Raw genomic sequence first — 17,079 nt, forward strand, 5'->3', positions numbered from 1 at the left:
ACTTACTAATCACTAATCACTCAAAAAAAATACATTATGTCTTCAGCAAAAAATATAAATATAAACCTTAAAATTTGGCGTCAGAAAAACGCTAAAGCAAAAGGTAGCATGGAAACTTATAAATTAGATAATGTTTCTACTGCAAGTTCGTTTTTAGAAATGCTTGATCAATTGAACGAGCAACTAATTAACGACAAAAAAGAACCAGTAGCATTCGATCACGATTGTCGTGAAGGAATCTGCGGGATGTGTTCGCTTTACATCAACGGACGCGCTCACGGACCAGATACTGGAACCACAACATGTCAGTTACACATGCGTAAATTCAACGATGGCGATACTATTTTTATCGAACCATGGAGAAGTAAAGCGTTTCCTGTTGTAAAAGATTTAGTTGTTGATAGAAGTGCATTCGATAGAATTCAACAAGCTGGTGGTTTCGTTTCTGTAAATACATCAGGAAATACTATTGATGCTAATGCAACTCCAATTCCAAAACAAGATGCGGATAAAGCTTTCGAAGCTGCAGCATGTATTGGTTGTGGTGCGTGTGTTGCAACTTGTAAAAATGGTTCAGCAATGTTATTTGTTGGAGCAAAAGTATCGCAATATGCATTATTACCACAAGGAAAAGTAGAAGCTTCACAACGTGTTTTAAATATGGTGCGTCAAATGGACGAAGAAGGTTTCGGAAACTGTACTAATACTGGCGCATGTGAAGTAGAATGTCCGAAAGGAATTTCTCTAGAAAACATCGCTCGTATGAACAGAGAATTTTTAAAAGCAAGTATTAAGTAATTAATCACTTCTCAAAATATCTAAAACGCATTCATTTATTTGGATGCGTTTTTTTATGGCGTTACCTTTCAGGTCGGGCTTTCCGTTCCAATCTTTTATGGCAGAAAAAGCCATAAAAGGATTTCACTTCAAACGAAGTTCACTGAACTCCTATGAAAATTGAAATTATGTGAAGTAATCCCTAACGCAAAATCCGTATATTTGAGAAACCTTATTTTAAAATGAAACAACTATTTACATCAGTATTTTTTGTGATTTCAATTTTCAGTTTTGCCCAAAATCTAAAACTAATCACCTATAATATTCGTTTGGATTTGGCTAGCGATGGCGAAAATGCTTGGTCTAATAGAAAAGATTATTTCTGCTCGCAACTAGCATTTTATGAACCCGATGTTTTCGGAATTCAAGAAGCTTTACCCAATCAAGTTATTGCTATTTCATCGGCTTTGCCCAAATATAGTTATGTAGGAATTGGTAGAGATGGCATCGGAAAAGGAGAATCGTCTAATATTTTTTATAAAAAAGATAGATTTGAGTTGTTACAACAAAGTACTTTTTGGTTGTCAGAAACTCCAGAAGTGATGTCGAAAGGTTGGGATGCTGCGCTGAATAGAGTTTGCACGTATGCTTTATTGAAAGACAAAAAAACCAAGCAAATCTTCTGGGTTTTCAATACGCATTTCGATCATATTGGTGAATTGGCACGAGCAAATTCAATAAAATTAATTCTTTCAAAGATTAAAACTTTGAACACTAAAAATTATCCTGTCTTTTTCATGGGCGATTTCAATTCGGAACCATCCGAAGAACGAATTGTAAATCTAAAAAAAGAAATGTTAGATACTTATGATGTTTCTATCGAAAAACCATTTGGTCCAACTGGAACTTTCAACGCTTTTAAACACAATGAAGCAGTTATAAAACGAATTGACTATATTTTTATATCGAAAAATAATAAGCTAAAAGTAAATAAATTTGCCATTTTGAGCGATTCCAAAGACTTGAAGTATCCATCAGATCATTTGCCAGTTTATGCCGAAATAAGTTTTAATTAAAACCATTTTTTTATCTTTGGAAAACAAACAAACAACACAATGAGAAAAATTCTTTCATCACTATTTCTAATCACTTCAATAGTTTCCTTCGGACAAAATTACCACAAATACGTCAACCCAATGATTGGAACTGGCGGACACGGACATACGTATCCTGGAGCAACAGTTCCGTTTGGAATGGTGCAACTTTCTCCAGATACTAGAATTGATGGAAGTTGGGATGGATGTTCGGGTTATCATCACGACGATTCTGTGATTTACGGATTTTCTCACACGCATTTAAACGGAACTGGTTGCACCGATTATGGAGATATCATGCTAATGCCAACTATGGACGAACCAAATTTCGACCCAAAAGAATATGGTTCTAAATTCTCTCATTCGAATGAAAAAGCAACTGCTGGATTTTATTCTGTAAAGTTAGATAAGCACAATATTGATGTCAATTTAACCACTTCAACTCGTGTTGGATTTCATCAATATGTCTTTAATAATACTGGTCAAGCCAATTTAATTCTCGATTTAAATCATAGAGATAAATTGCTATATGGCGATATAAAAATTATTGATAATAAAACCATTGAAATTCTAAGAAGAAGTGAAGCTTGGGCAAAAGATCAATACGTTTATGCTCGAATAGAATTTGATAAACCGATGCAAATTTCTAAAACTGAAGCCAATCAAGAAAACAAAAAAGACTTTTATTCAGGAACTGTTGTAAAAGTGAGTTTTTCGAAGCAAGTTAAAAAAGGCGAGAAAATTTCTGTAAAAGTGTCGCTTTCGCCAACAAGTTATGAAGGAGCAAAATTGAATATGTCAGAAATAAAAGATTGGGATTTCAATAAAGTTAAAAAAGAAGCTGAACAACTTTGGGACAAGCAATTATCTAAAATAGAAATTACAGAATCTGATAAAGATAAACTAGCAATTTTCTACACGGCTTTATATCACACAATGGTTCAACCAAATATCGCTCAAGATATCGATGGAAAATACCGCGGAAGAGATAACAAAGTTCACAATGGCGAAGGATTCGATTATTATTCGGTATTCTCTCTTTGGGATACTTTTCGTGCGGCAAATCCACTTTATACTTTAATCGAAAAGAAACGTACTGCCGATTTTATAAATACGTTTCTAAAACAATACGAACAAGGCGGACGATTACCTGTTTGGGAATTAGCGTCCAATGAAACCGATTGTATGATTGGTTATCATTCGGTTTCGGTTATGGCAGATGCTATGGCAAAAGGAATTACTGGTTTCGATTACGAAAAAGCATTTGAAGCGGCCAAACATTCGGCTATGTTAGATCATTTAGGATTGGATGCTTATAAAAAACAAGGTTTTATTTCGATGGACGACGAGCACGAAAGCGTTTCTAAAACGTTGGAATATGCTTATGACGATTGGTGTATTGCCCAAATGGCCCAGATTTTAAATAAAACTGAAGACTTTAATTATTTCATGAAACGATCTCAAAGTTGGAAGAACATTTTCGATTGGAATACCGGTTTTATGCGACCAAAGAAAAATGGCGGATGGGATAAACCATTTGACCCAAGAGAAATCAATAATAATTATACCGAAGGTAATTCGTGGCAATATTCGTTTTTTGTGCCTCAAGATATTCCTGGAATGATTGATGCGTATGGTGGAAACGAAAAATTTGAAGCCAAACTTGATGAAATGTTCAACAGTGAAAGCAAAACAACAGGAAGAGAACAAGCCGATGTAACTGGATTAATAGGGCAATATGCACATGGAAACGAACCAAGTCATCACATGGCGTATTTGTACAACTACATTGGAAAACCTGAGAAAACCGCCGAAAAAGTACATTACATTTTAAATAATTTTTACAAAAATTCACCAGATGGATTAATAGGAAACGAAGACTGCGGACAAATGAGTGCGTGGTATGTTTTGAGTTCAATTGGTTTATATCAAGTGACTCCAGGACAAAAATATTTTAATACGGTTGAGCCAATTTTTAAAAATAGTAGAATATTGTTAAATGAAAGTTCAATTAAAGTAATACCAAAATTTGAGAAAGGAGAATATTTTGTAGATTTTAATCTATTAAATCCAATTAAAGCTTTAGAACATAATGCTTTTGGTTATGATTACTTAATTGTACCTGTAATTCATGCAGAAAATAAATCTTTTAAAGATAAACTTACAATTTCATTAAGTAATAAAGATAATTTAGAGATGTATTATTATATAGAAGATTTGGCAGGTAATCGAACAGATCGTTTTCAAATGTATTTAAAACCTCTTACAATTTCTAATTCATCTAAAGTATTTGCTCTTACATTGCCTAAAAGATTAGTTGAGTCTAAACCAAATAGTTCTAGTCAAATGGTAAGTGCAACCTATTTCAAAAAACCAAACAATTACACCATCAACATAAAATCTACTTACAATCCGCAATATCATGCTGGAGGAAAAGATGGTTTGTTAGACGGAATTAATGGATCCACGAACTGGAGAAAAGGCGATTGGCAAGGATATCAAAGTCAAGATTTTGAAGCCATTGTTGATTTGCAAAACCTAAAAGAAGTATCCAATTTTAGTGCAACGTTTCTACAAGACCAACGTTCTTGGATATTAATGCCAACCAAAGTTGAATATTATAGTTCGACGGATAATATCAATTTCACATTAATAACTTCGGTTGCCAATGATGTTGATACCAGAAGAGACGAAAACATTATTAAAGATTTCAATTTCAAATCAGCAAAACCAATTAATGCAAGATACATAAAAGTGAAAGCTTACAATTTCGGCAGACTTCCAGAATGGCATATTGGCTATCATGACAAAGGCGAAGCATTTATTTTTATAGACGAAATAACAATAAAATAAATTATTTAGATTTCTCAAATTTGTTTAATCTGTGTTCAAATAAAATCCGCGAGAATCCGCGTTTTCACGAAGTGAATCCGTTTCATCCGCGTCTCAAAAATCATGAAAATAGCCTTAATCCAAACCGAATTATCATGGGAAAATCCCAATGAAAACAAAGCTTTACTTCAAGAAAAGATAAATGCTATTTCGCAATATGTCGATTTGATTGTTTTGCCCGAAATGTTTACATCCGGATTTACAATGAATCCGAGAAATGTAGCACAAACCATGCAAGGCGATGCTATTTCTTGGCTAAAAGAAACTGCAAAAGATAAAAATTGTGCCATCACAGGAAGTTTGGTAATCGAAGAAAATGGCAATTATTGCAATAGATTGGTTTTTGTTTTTCCTAATGGAGAAATTCAAACGTATGACAAACGACATCTGTTTACTTTAGCTGGAGAAGATAAAGTTTACACCGCTGGAAAAGATAAATTGATAGTCGATTATAAAGGATTCAAAATCTGTCCACTTATTTGCTACGATTTGCGTTTTCCTGTTTTTGCAAGAAATGTTGAAGATTATGATGTGTTGATTTATGTTGCCAATTGGCCAAAACCACGAGTAAATGCTTGGGATATTTTGCTAAAAGCACGTGCCGTAGAAAACATGAGCTACGTAATTGGTGTCAACAGAATAGGATTTGACGAAAATAATCACGAATATGTTGGTCATTCGCAAGCAGTTGATTTTCTTGGTAATTACATTCAAGAACCACAAGAAATAGAAGGTTTTTTCATAGTAGAATTAGATAAAAATGAACTAATAGAAACCAGAGAAAAACTAAATTTTCTGACTGACAGAGATGAGTTTCAAATAAAATAAAACATTCGATACCTCGTAATTCGTAATTCGTACTTTTTATTATTTCCCAACATTAAACGGTTGCTCGACATCCCAATTTTCATTGACTCGTACACCTTCTGGAAAGTAAATAACTTCTTCACTTTGCCGTTGGTCTAAATAACTTCCTGGTGTCCATAATCCGTCGTTATTGGTGTCGTAAATTGCTCTTATCGTAAAAACATTTGCTTCTAGTAGATTGAACTCAACTGTGTTTCCTTTAGAATTATCAGTTCTAATTTCAGATGCTAAGACTTTTCCGTCTTTGTCGGTAAGTTCAATAATTACAGGATAGCGTTTTACATTTTCAAGAATAACTCTTAAATTCCCATAATTTGAGGTATTTCGTGTGTCAAGTCTATAATTTAATGTATCGTTTTGTTTATCATAGAAATCAGTTAAAGCTCCGGGTAAAAGCTGAATTGAATATTTTTCTAACGGTTGTTTTTCGAAATCAAATACTATTTGCTGATTAAAATCATCATAAGATGTTGTAAATGAAACTAATGTGGAATCTTTTCTAATGAGTTTTATTTTAGAATTATCAATCTTTTCAATCGGAATTGTCGTATTAATTTTGAATTTTTCTCTAAAAGGTAAATTTCCACTCTTCTCAGCCGAAAAACTTAACGTGTCTTTTTTCTGATCTTTTAATTTTAAAACAAAACTTTGATTGAATTTATCTTTAGATACCGCAACAGTAATAGAATCATTTTTCATTGGTTTGAACCAAATTTGTAAGGAATCTTTCTTTGGAAGTTTAGAAATTTTAAATGGAAGTACTTCCTCTCCTTTTTTTAATTCAAATTTTACGTCTTTAGGAATTCCTTCATAACCTATTACGGCTCTATTTCCTGATGCTAAGCTAGGTTTGAAAGCTTTAAATGCGATAATTTCTTTAAAAAGATTTATTTCAAAAATTGTATCGTTTGGCAAAGTAATAAAGTCTTTTTTGAACCCAATTTTATCTGTTTTTGGATCAAATTTATTGTTGTTATTTTTATCTTGAATAGCAACTAATCGGTATTTTCCTTGTTTTAAATTTTCTAATTTAACTAGTTTCAAACTGTCGAGAGAATTGGTAATGTATCTTGGAGTTTCTTTGTAAATTGTTGAATCTGTGTATTTTTCATTCACCTCATACAACATAAATGATACAAAATTTGGAGATTTTTGCTCAATCGCATCTTTAAAAGTAGCACTCAAAGCCAGTGAATCAATATAAGTTCCAGTAGAAAAAACATATTTAAATTGTGGTAAAATATTACCTTCATTATTGTCTTGAATGCTTTGACCAAAATTTAAACTGTAAGTTGTATTTTTCTGCAATGTATCTTTAAATTTTACAATTATGAATTTACTCGCATTGTAAGGCAAAACTTCTGGAGCTTTTGACATTGGAGGCGAAACAATTAGCTGCTTTCCAACGTTTTTAAGTTTTACATATTCGTCAAAATAAAGTTTTATTTCGGTTCCTTTAAAGTTTACTGTTCCGTTTTCGGGTGAACTAAATCGTAATTCTGGTGCCAAAGTATCTTTTGCTCCGCCAGTGATTGTGCCTCTTTTTGCACAGCCAATAGTAGCAATTGCCAGTAAAATAAGACAGTATTTTGAAAAACGCTTCAACATTAATATAGATTTTAACTACCGCAAAATAACAATTATATTTAGTGTAAACGAAATCTTTTTATTTATAATTAACTAAAAAACGTTACTGTGTCATTGCCATACAAACAATACTGATTTTGGCACCAGGAATTTTTAGCAATTCTCTACTACAAGCCTCGAGTGTTGAGCCAGTTGTAATCACATCATCAATCAATAAAAAATTTTTGTTATGATGATTTTCATCAAATTTTACTCCAAAAACACTCTCAATAACAGTACTTCTGCCAAGAATTGATTTTGTAGTTTGCGTTTTTGAATATACATTTCTAATTAAAATAGAATCATTATATTTAACGTTTAAAGTTTGAGATAACGATTCTCCAAATGTAGTAACCTGGTTATAACCTCTTTCTTTTAATCGTTTTTCGTGAAGTGGAACTGGAATTATGAAATCTACGTTACTAATTTCAATACATTTTTTGAGTTCTTCTGCATACCAATATCCAATTGCTGATCCAATTTCTTGATGGCCTTTGTATTTTAATTTATGAATCATCTCTTGAACAATTCCTTTTTTGTGAAAATAGAAGAATGCTGAAGCAAATTCAATCGGAATTCGACCGTAAAACTTGCTGTAAGCCTCATTATTTTTTATCTTATAATGATTGGTAAGCGGAATTTCATGTCGGCATTCGGTACAAATTACATATTCATTTTTTAATAAAAACGAATTACAACCTGCACAAGATTTTGGAAAAAATAAATTTAGTAGACTTTGAAACATATGTAGGGATTTCAACAAAATGGACTTATAAATCTATATTTTATTGGTACTACAATTTTGTAGAATGTTTACGACAAAGATTCTTTTAACAAGCATAATACTCGATGAAGTGCTTGATTTTTATAAATTTATGATTTTTATAATTTTCAACTATCGCTTTAATTGACATAAAACAAAAAAATGTTTCATTCAAAAAATGTTAATTGGCACAGTTTTTATATTTTTGCATCATTATGGCAAAACAAGAAGATAATTTTAAGAATGTAATTTCGCATGCAAAAGAATACGGATTTATTTTTCCGTCTAGTGAAATTTACGATGGTTTAAGTGCGGTTTACGATTACGCACAAAATGGAGTAGAATTAAAGAAAAACATTCGCGAATATTGGTGGAAATCAATGGTTCAGATGAACGACAATATTGTTGGGCTCGATGCCGCAATTTTAATGCATCCAACAACTTGGAAAGCTTCGGGTCACGTTGATGCCTTTAATGACCCATTAATTGATAATAAAGATTCTAAAAAAAGATATAGAGCTGATGTTTTGGTAGAAGATTATGCCGAAAAATTGAATCTGAAAGCCAAAAAAGAAATTGAAAAAGCGAGTGTTCGTTTTGGAGATGCTTTCAATGAGCAAGAATTTATCACCACCAACACTAGAGTTGTAGAATATTTAGCCAAAGAGAAAGAAATTAGAGAGCGTTTAGGTCGTTCTTTAGGAAATGGAGATTTGGCCGACGTGAAAGCGTTAATTGAAGAATTAGAAATTGCCGATCCTGAAACTGGTTCTAGAAATTGGACCGATGTGAAGCAATTTAATCTAATGTTCGGAACAAAATTGGGTGCTTCTGCAGAAAGTGCGATGGATTTATACCTTCGTCCAGAAACGGCTCAAGGAATCTTTGTGAATTTCTTGAATGTTCAAAAATCGGGTAGGATGAAAATTCCGTTTGGAATTGCTCAAACTGGTAAAGCCTTTAGAAATGAGATTGTTGCACGACAGTTTATTTTCCGTATGCGTGAATTTGAACAAATGGAAATGCAATTTTTTGTAAAACCAGGTGATGAAATGAGATGGTACGAACATTGGAAAACCACTCGTTTAAACTGGCATTTATCACTTGGTTTAGGAAAAGAAAATTACCGTTTTCATGATCATGATAAATTAGCTCATTATGCTAATGCTGCAGCAGATATCGAATTTAATTTTCCATTCGGATTTAAAGAATTGGAAGGAATTCACTCGCGAACGGATTTCGATTTAAAAGCACACGAACAATTTTCTGGTAAAAAATTACAGTATTTTGATACCGATGAAAATAAAAATTATGTTCCATACGTAGTAGAAACATCTGTTGGATTAGACCGAATGTTTTTAGCCGTTTTTGCTACTTCATTAAAAGAAGAAACGCTTGAAGATGGCTCTACACGAACAGTTTTAAGTTTACCATCAGTTTTAGCTCCAACTAAAGCGGCAGTTTTACCATTAGTTAAAAAAGATGGATTGCCAGATGTTGCTCATAAAATAATTGAAGATTTAAAGTGGGATTTCAACGTTGCTTACGACGAAAAAGATGCTGTAGGAAGACGTTACCGTCGTCAAGATGCGCTTGGAACGCCATTTTGTATAACGGTTGACCATCAAACGCTAGAAGACGAAACAGTAACCATTCGTCATAGAGATACAATGAAACAAGATCGAGTGAAAATTTCTGAATTACGCTCAATCATCAACGAAGAAGTTTCAATGAGAAATTGGTTGATGAAAACAATCTAGTAGTTTTAAAACATAAAAAAATCCCATTTTGAAATAAGTCAAAATGGGATTTTCCTTTTACAATTATATTAAAAGCGGTATCCAACCGTTATTCCTGCTCTTCCTATTAATTCGTAATCTCTGTCGTCATATTGATTATTAAATAAATTTCGACCAACACCAGCATTTATTTCCAATAACAAACCTTTTTTAGTTACCCATTTTCCACCAAGACCTATTCCCAAAGCAAAATCGGTCAACGTTTTTTGTTCGTAATTATAATCTGAAGCAGTTTCTTCATAAATGAAATCATCAACGTTATTTAACATACCAAAAGCTTCTCCAAAAAATCCTGCGGCAGTTTTTTTGCCAAAATAATAACGGTAATAACCAGTTGCAGTATAATTGATATCCCAATTTTCATTGTCAAAAGGAACACCAAGTGAAATTCCTACAGCAGATTCTTCGTTTAAAATTCGTTCATAAGAAACATCAAAACTTCCTAAAATTAAATAAAGCGCGTTTACTTTAAGTTCATTTTTATTAACAATTGGAGTTGGTTCATTATTTTGACTAAATCCGTTTGTGCAAAATAAGGATACCACTAAAAGAGTAATTATTTTTTTCATTGTTTTTTTGGGTAAATCTAATTGTTTTTTTAGTTCTGAATATAATATTAACAACAAATTAAATTTAATCTTCTTTAGGTAAATTAATTTCGGATAAAACAAAATCTTTTACTTTCTCCCAAGTTTTTATATTTAGCGAATAGTAGATGTTATTTCCTTTATTTTTTCCTTTAATAAGTTTCACTCTTTTCAGCTCAGATAAGTGTTTTGATACTGTAGATTGTGCCAAAGGCAATACTTCAATAATATCACCACATGCTGATGATGGAGAATCCATTAAAAACTGGATAATTTTTAGCCTGGCTGGATTTCCTAACGCTTTCAAAATATCTGACATTTCATTGATTTTAAAGGAGAAACCAAATGTTTTTGTAATTCCCATATCGCTATATATAATATTATTTTTTTATTATGCCATTCACTGTAAATCTGATGTATTTCTTTAAATCGTAAAGATAAATAGGTTGGTTTTGAATGAATTTAATTTTGAATACTTTTATAAAAAGTAATACGATTCAAATTTATAAAACATAATTTAAACAATGACTTAGTTTTGGCAAAAAAATTTGATAAATTAAAAATACATAAAAACTCTTTAAAGTCCCATATTATCTAGTATATTGACAATTAATACTATTTTACATATCGAAATATTACCATATTTATAATTATGCTATAAATGACTCTAAATTATGGCCTTTTTTTAAGCTTTTTCATATTTATTTTTCATAAAGTTCTATTACAATCCTGAATTTTTAAAATAAGAAAAATTTGAATTATCAAATAGAAAAAATTTCGCACTTTTAAGTAAGAAAAAACTTATATAAAAGTGTTTTTAATCGGCTATTTTTTCCGTTCAACTAAAAATCATTCAAAACTATAGTAATCACCTTGTACTACTTTCAAAATAAAAAGCAAAACACTTAATTTAGTAACGTTTTAAAAGCATTATTTTCTAATGTTTTTTTTAAATAAATTAGCCCCAAGCTACTTTAAATTAACTGGAGATTTTTTTCTCAAAAACTGATGCTTTACCCCGAAAAGTAAGGCAATTGAAGAATTTTACGTTTGTAATTATCGATGACGACCATAAAAATAGGTTGAAGACTAAAGCTACGGCCGAAAGTTTTTCAAACCTACATTTTTTGGCTATGGCAGATAATTATGATGACGGAATTGACATTGTTTTAGAACACAATCCCGATTTTATCTTCCTAGAAATAGATCCTTTAGAGAAAGAGTCCAATCTTTCATTGGGATTTATCAATGAGCTTTATCGTTATCTATCTAAAGTTCCAAAGGTTATCGTAACTACTAAAAACGATGCTCTTTGCTTAAATGCCTTTAAATATGGCGTATTCGACTATTTAATCAATCCAATTGAAACAAAAGAAGTACGCAAAACTATTTTTAGATTAGACAGGGAATTACAATCTAATGCTGCGATTCCTTCAAAACCACAGAATTCAGTTCAAGTTTCTAATATTAATCCTGTAGAAACTGATAAAAATGATTTGGTTGAAGTAGTTTCGGATGAAATTATAGAAGATTCAATTCCAGAGGATCTAATTGAAAATGATTTAATTACAGATGAAAATTCAGATGATATCATCGAATCTGAAGAAGTAATTGCTGTAGTTGAAGATAAAAACACAGATGTTGATGATAAAGCGGTTACGCTACTTCAAACCGAAAACACTAAGGAAAAACCACTTATTATTTGTGTAAAGTCCTATGGTGATTACCGTTACATCGAAGCAAAAGACATTTGTTACCTTCAAGCAGACAACAATTCTACCGACATTCACCTTAATACTGGCGAAATGATTACGGCATTCAAAACGTTAAAGCATTTTGAAGGATTGTTGACCTATCCGTTTGTTAGAATTCACAACAGTTACATCGTTAATATTGATTATGTATCTAGAATTCACACTGGTAACGCCGTTTGCCATATTAAAAATACCACTACAAAACTTCCGTTTTCTAAATCTTACAAAGAAAACATCGATGCCATAATTGCTACAATTGCATCTGGAAATTACTTGGAAATATAATATAGGTGTTGATATAAATCAGTTCCTATAATCTTCTTTAAATTTGATTTAATCTATATTACATTTGTAATTTTGATTCAAAATTATAATTTAATTAATTGATTATCAATTAATTAAATGTTTTATTTCCTTCTAAAAAGCATTCTAAAACCACTAGTTTTTTAAAAACCTCCATTCACCCAGATTTGGCATTCATTCACTATCAAACGACGTCATTCTACATTATATAGGAGTAATGATAATAATGGAACTACACTAGCGTAGTACTTTTACGACATGAAAGCCCCAAACAATTGATGTTAAGTCAATTGGCTTTAAATATAAAGTCTAACAAAAACATTAAAACATTAAAACTAGAAATCATGAAAAAATCATTAGTAATATTCAGTTTATTCTCTTTGATGATGGTATTAACATCTTTTACTGCTCCAACTGAAATTGGAGGAAGAAGTCAAGTTCCATCTTTCGAAATTGGAGGAAGAAGTCAAGTTCCATCATTTGAAATCGGAGGAAGAAGTCAAGTTCCATCATTTGAAATTGGAGGAAGAAGCCAAGTTCCATCATTTGAAATCGGAGGAAGAAGTCAAGTTCCTACCTTATAAGAAATAGTAAATTATTTACACTCATAAATAATAAAAGAACTGTCAAATTGTTGGCAGTTCTTTTTTTTTGTACTTTCGTTTTTTTAACCCCATAAAAATTGAAATATTTTACATTACTAATATTTTCATTAATCCTTTTTTCTTGTTCAAAAGAAAAGAAGAAAGTCACTATTAATAAAGGTCAAGATTCTGCAAAAATCTTTTTTAATCGATACAAAAGTAATCAAGATAAAAATGTTTTAGGAAACGAGACTAATCTTGATAAATCGTTTAGTTTATTAAAAGATCAGAACAATGAATTATCTACACGAAATTTGCTATCAAATATTGTTGTTGAATTTTACACAAACAACAATGATGAAAAATTGAATAAGTCGTCAAGACTTTTACTTCAATTATCATTGGATAGTAATGACTCCATAAATCTTGGTATGGCTTATAGATCAAGAGGAAATTATTACTTTAAAATTCAGAAGCTTGATAGTTCCTATTATTGCTATGTTCAAGCAGAAAAAATTTATGATAATTTGAAAGATGATAAAAATTATTCAAACATTTTAATGAATAAAGGTATTATTCAATATTCTATTGGTGATTATTTGGGTGCTGAATTATCATTAAACAAAGCAAATACTTTATTTAAGAAAGCAAATAATTACAATAAGATCTATGGATCACTTGATCAATTAGGTTTGGTCGCTACCGAATTAAAGGAATATGATAAAGCATTTTTTTATTTTAATAAAGCTTTAGAAGCAATTAATAATTTACCTCTTGAAGAGGATAAAATATATTACACAACTATTTGTAAAAACAATATTGGATATTTATATCTTAAATCAAGAGAATATAAAAAAGCTGTCTATTACTTTGAGGAAGCATTGCAGAATAAGCTTATTAAAAATGATGACCCTTTACTGTATTCTAATTTAATAGATAATTTAGCGTATTGTAGACTTAAATCTAATAGTTTAAAAAATCTACCAAATTTATTTTTTGAAGCTTTAAAGATTAGAGAAAATTTGGATGATTACACTGTGGTTGTTGGAAGTTATATCCACCTTTCTGAATATTATTTTTATAAGAATGATTTGAAAAATGCCATTTTATTTTCAAAAAAAGCGATTGAAATTTCTAAAAAATCGAAAATACCTTCAAATTTAGTTTTAGCTTTAAAACAAGCATCATTTATAGACAAAATTAATGCTTCTAAATATACTGAAGAATACATAAGGATTTCCGACAGTCTTCAAATTGTAGAAAGAAACTCCAAAGATCGATTTGCACGTATTCAATTAGAAACAGATGAACTTCGTGAAGAGAATTTTAATTTATTAGAAAAGAATAGAAACATTCTCAACTACTTTTTTGGTACTGTACTCTTTATTGGCGTCCTGTTCTTTATTCGTACCCAACGTTCACGTGCTCGTGTATTGGCACTCAAGCAAGCCCAGCAACAAGCCAATGAAGAAATTTATAGGTTAATTATCTCGCACCAAAACCAACTAGAACTTGGTAAAGACTTAGAGAAAAAGCGATTGTCTAAAGAATTGCACGATGGTGTTTTGGGAAGATTATTTGGTTTAAGATTAAGTCTTGATGGGTTAAATAGTTTTGATGATGAACAAGCCAAGAAAGAACGATTGGAATATTTGAATGAACTTCAATTAATAGAACAAGACCTTCGCGAAATATCGCATGAATTAAATAGAGAAACTTCGTTGCTTATCAACAACTTTGTAGCAATCATCAATAGCTTAATAGAGCAACAAGCCAAAGTAAATAATGCAAACATAAAAGTTATAATCGAAGAAACTATTGATTGGGATAAAATTTCTAATATTATAAAAATCAATTTATATCGAATTCTTCAAGAAGCATTACAAAATATAAATAAACATGCTTTGGCTAAAAATGTATCAGTTCACTTTAGAAAAGATACTAAAGAAAATTTATTATTTAACATTGAAGATGACGGAAAAGGGTTTGATACTAACATCAAGAAAAACAAAGGGATAGGAACCAAGAACATGGTTTCTAGAGTACATCAATGCAATGGGTCAATTGATATAAAATCGGAAATCGGTAAAGGTTCCAAAATAATTATTATCTTTCCACTTGAAAATTCAAACTTTAAAGTATAACGTATTATGTCCCAAAACATTAATATTTTAATTGTAGATGATCATCCTTTTATTATTATTGGCTACCAAAATGCCATCACAAGATTTCCTAATAAAAAGTATTCTTTTACAATTACAAAAGCCAGCGATTGCAAAACTGGTTATGAAGCCATAATGAATCCCGAAGGAACTGTTTTTGATATTGCCCTACTCGATATCAGTATGCCAGTTTATGAGGAAAAAAACATTCAAACTGGTGAAGACTTAGCCAAACTTCTCAAGCAAGTTTCTCCAGATTGTAAAACGGTGTTACTCACAATGCACTCAGAAGGTTTAAAAGTTCAAAAAGTTATTGAAGAAATTGATCCACTTGGATTAGTTATAAAAAATGACTTAACCTACGATAATATGATTTTGGCTTTGACTACAATTTTAAAAGGCGAGCAATATTATAGCGAATCGGTGATAAATTATCTCAACCAAATGCAAAAAGAAAAAGTGTATGTTGATGTTTTTGATAAAAAAATTCTACACTATTTAAACAAAGGAATTATTGCAGACGATGTGGCACTTTACATTCCGCTTTCATCAGCCTCGGTAAGAACAAGAGTAGAAAATATGAAAGAGCTTATTGGTAAAAAAGGTTGCACCAACGAAGAATTAATTAAGGAAGCCAAAGAAAATGGCATGATGTTAAAATAAAAAAAATCCTCTTGAATGATAAATTTAAGAGGATTTTTTAGTTTTTCTATTCTTCCAAAGCATTCCATCCACGAGCTTTCAACGGAATTTTAGTATTTGCTCGAGTTATCAAATGGGTTCCTTCGCTTTCGCCAACCATATGTCCGATTACGGTAAAATTTGGATTGGCTTTTATTTTGTCAAAATCTTCCATAGCGATCGTAAACAATAATTCGTAATCTTCACCACCATTGATTGCAACAGTTGTCGAATCGATATTGAATTCCTCACATACATTTATAAACTGTGGATCAACTGGAATTTTCTCTTCATATAAATTACAACCCACTTTTGATTGTTTACAAGTATGAATAATTTCAGATGATAATCCGTCCGAAATATCAATCATTGAAGTTGGTTTTACTTCCAATTTCGACAACAATTCTTTAATATCATGACGCGCTTCTGGACGTAATTGTCTTTCTATCAAATAAGTATACGCATCCAAATCGGGTTGGTTATTTGGGTTAACCTGAAACACTTGTTTTTCACGTTCCAAAACTTGCAATCCCATATATGCCGAACCCACATCGCCAGAAACAACTAATAAATCTCCTTCTTTTGCGCCACTTCTATATACAATTTCGTCTTCGTTTGCTTCACCAATTGCGGTGATCGAAATTATCAAACCTTTTTGTGATGAAGTCGTGTCTCCGCCAATAACATCAACATTGTAAAATTTAGATGCTAGTGAAATTCCGTCAAATAATTCTTCCAATGCTTCCAACGGAAAACGATTAGAAACTGCCACCGAAACCGTAATTTGAGTCGCTTTGGCATTCATTGCGCAAATATCAGAAATATTCACAACAACCGCTTTGTAACCCAAATGGCGTAATGGCATGTAAGCCAAGTCAAAATGTACACCTTCAATCAATAAATCTGTTGAAATAACTACTTTTTTGTCTTTAAAATCTAAAACTGCGGCATCGTCACCAATACTCTTTAAAGTTGAAGCATTTTTAACGTCAAAATTTTTCGTCAAATGATCAATCAATCCAAATTCGCCCAATTGCGAAAGTGATGTTCGTTGCGGATTTTTATCTTCTATCATTTTGCAAAGGTACGAAGGATTTTTGTTTAAGGCAAAGACAAGAATTCCTGAAGTTTTTTAATTAAATCAAATTTAAAATTTCCTACTGACAAACTGTTGTCATAAACCGTATTTA

At 31.3% G+C, this 17,079-nt stretch carries 14 protein-coding genes; 9 read left to right on the forward strand and 5 right to left on the reverse strand.

What is annotated here, in order from left to right; translation table 11 throughout:
* Positions 1-36 precede the first annotated feature (36 nt).
* The 4 genes from LG45_RS12710 to LG45_RS12725 all read left to right on the forward strand — a co-directional run bounded on the left by LG45_RS12710 (position 37) and on the right by LG45_RS12725 (position 5,591).
* Complete coding sequence (locus LG45_RS12710; RefSeq protein ID WP_035127765.1) at positions 37-798, forward strand: succinate dehydrogenase/fumarate reductase iron-sulfur subunit; 762 nt, start codon at positions 37-39, stop codon at positions 796-798.
* A 221-nt stretch (positions 799-1,019) separates the two neighbouring features.
* On the forward strand, positions 1,020-1,853 hold the full coding sequence (locus tag LG45_RS12715; RefSeq protein WP_035127768.1) for an endonuclease/exonuclease/phosphatase family protein: 834 nt from the start codon (positions 1,020-1,022) through the stop codon (positions 1,851-1,853).
* Between the two features lie 39 nt (positions 1,854-1,892).
* Complete coding sequence (locus tag LG45_RS12720; protein WP_035127771.1) at positions 1,893-4,724, forward strand: GH92 family glycosyl hydrolase; 2,832 nt, start codon at positions 1,893-1,895, stop codon at positions 4,722-4,724.
* Positions 4,725-4,826: 102 nt separating this feature from the next.
* Complete coding sequence (locus tag LG45_RS12725) at positions 4,827-5,591, forward strand: amidohydrolase (RefSeq protein WP_035127773.1); 765 nt, start codon at positions 4,827-4,829, stop codon at positions 5,589-5,591.
* Between the two features lie 39 nt (positions 5,592-5,630).
* Here LG45_RS12725 and LG45_RS12730 read toward each other — a convergent pair whose 3' ends face one another.
* A complete protein-coding gene (locus LG45_RS12730; RefSeq protein ID WP_035127776.1) occupies positions 5,631-7,238 on the reverse strand; it encodes an Ig-like domain-containing protein in 1,608 nt (535 codons plus the stop codon).
* Positions 7,239-7,320: 82 nt separating this feature from the next.
* Positions 7,321-8,001 carry a ComF family protein gene (locus LG45_RS12735; protein WP_035127778.1) on the reverse strand — a complete coding sequence of 227 codons (681 nt, stop codon included), beginning with the start codon at positions 7,999-8,001 and terminating at the stop codon, positions 7,321-7,323.
* Positions 8,002-8,234: 233 nt separating this feature from the next.
* Here LG45_RS12735 and LG45_RS12740 point away from each other — a divergent pair, with 233 nt between their 5' ends.
* The gene (locus LG45_RS12740) at positions 8,235-9,779 is read left to right on the forward strand and encodes a glycine--tRNA ligase (protein ID WP_035127781.1); all 1,545 of its coding nucleotides are present in this window, start codon (positions 8,235-8,237) and stop codon (positions 9,777-9,779) included.
* A gap of 68 nt (positions 9,780-9,847) precedes the next feature.
* On the opposite strand, the gene LG45_RS12745 is transcribed toward LG45_RS12740, so the two are convergent.
* Positions 9,848-10,387 (reverse strand): DUF3575 domain-containing protein, encoded by a 540-nt coding sequence (locus tag LG45_RS12745; protein WP_035128413.1) that lies wholly within the window; start codon positions 10,385-10,387, stop codon positions 9,848-9,850.
* Between the two features lie 64 nt (positions 10,388-10,451).
* Positions 10,452-10,724: an ArsR/SmtB family transcription factor gene (locus LG45_RS12750; RefSeq protein ID WP_240471881.1), complete on the reverse strand. Its 273-nt coding sequence runs from the start codon at positions 10,722-10,724 to the stop codon at positions 10,452-10,454.
* A gap of 814 nt (positions 10,725-11,538) precedes the next feature.
* On the opposite strand from LG45_RS12750, the gene LG45_RS16670 reads away from it, so the two are divergent.
* From LG45_RS16670 to LG45_RS12770, 4 genes are all read left to right on the forward strand, one after another.
* Positions 11,539-12,444, forward strand: coding sequence for a DNA-binding response regulator (locus LG45_RS16670; RefSeq protein WP_052087615.1), 906 nt, complete (start codon positions 11,539-11,541; stop codon positions 12,442-12,444).
* 362 nt (positions 12,445-12,806) lie between these two features.
* A complete protein-coding gene (locus LG45_RS12760) occupies positions 12,807-13,046 on the forward strand; it encodes a hypothetical protein (protein WP_131494666.1) in 240 nt (79 codons plus the stop codon).
* Positions 13,047-13,144: 98 nt separating this feature from the next.
* Positions 13,145-15,190: a tetratricopeptide repeat protein gene (locus tag LG45_RS12765; RefSeq protein WP_052087588.1), complete on the forward strand. Its 2,046-nt coding sequence runs from the start codon at positions 13,145-13,147 to the stop codon at positions 15,188-15,190.
* Positions 15,191-15,196: 6 nt separating this feature from the next.
* A complete protein-coding gene (locus tag LG45_RS12770) occupies positions 15,197-15,871 on the forward strand; it encodes a response regulator (RefSeq protein ID WP_035127791.1) in 675 nt (224 codons plus the stop codon).
* Between the two features lie 46 nt (positions 15,872-15,917).
* Here the strand turns inward: LG45_RS12770 and thiL are convergent, their stop codons facing one another.
* Positions 15,918-16,964 (reverse strand): thiamine-phosphate kinase, encoded by a 1,047-nt coding sequence (gene thiL, locus LG45_RS12775; RefSeq protein ID WP_035127794.1) that lies wholly within the window; start codon positions 16,962-16,964, stop codon positions 15,918-15,920.
* Positions 16,965-17,079 lie beyond the last annotated feature (115 nt).

Source organism: Flavobacterium aquatile LMG 4008 = ATCC 11947, assembly GCF_000757385.1.
Lineage (GTDB): Bacteria > Bacteroidota > Bacteroidia > Flavobacteriales > Flavobacteriaceae > Flavobacterium > Flavobacterium aquatile.